This is a genomic window from Mesorhizobium sp. M4A.F.Ca.ET.022.05.2.1 (assembly GCF_003998845.1).
Taxonomy (GTDB): domain Bacteria; phylum Pseudomonadota; class Alphaproteobacteria; order Rhizobiales; family Rhizobiaceae; genus Mesorhizobium.
In genome coordinates this window covers 1-370 of record NZ_RZOJ01000838.1, presented here as the reverse complement: position 1 = coordinate 370, position 370 = coordinate 1, and the positions used below count along the sequence as shown (strand labels likewise).

At 60.0% G+C, this 370-nt stretch carries 1 pseudogene; it reads left to right on the top strand.

Features of this window, described 5'->3' with window-relative positions:
• A pseudogene (locus EN745_RS36645) lies at positions 1-254 on the top strand (ABC transporter substrate-binding protein); the annotation flags it as partial.
• Positions 255-370 lie beyond the last annotated feature (116 nt).

Sequence of the window (370 nt, the reverse complement as noted above, 5' to 3'; positions counted from 1 at the left end):
GCGAACATGCGTTCGGGATGGCGCAATGGGCGGGCTCGGAGCTATTCGGGAATGACAATGCCCTGATCGGCGACTGGCCGGTCGTACGCATTACGAATGGCCAGGCGCGTATTGTAGCCTTTGGATCGGTCCCGGCTTGGCTGCAGAGGCACGGCGCCCGGTTGCGCGACGAAATGCGCGCGCTTGGGCTGATGTGGGATCAGCGTCATTCCAGTGCCTCCGGAGAGCTGCGCATCGCTGCCGAATTGGACTGACCGAGGCTCAGTCTTCCTGCAGAAGCAGCTTTTGTTCCTCAATCAATAGCAGCTTGGTGAATTCGACCGCACTCTCGATATCGCGGGCGATGATCGCGTTGAGCAGCGTGTTGTAG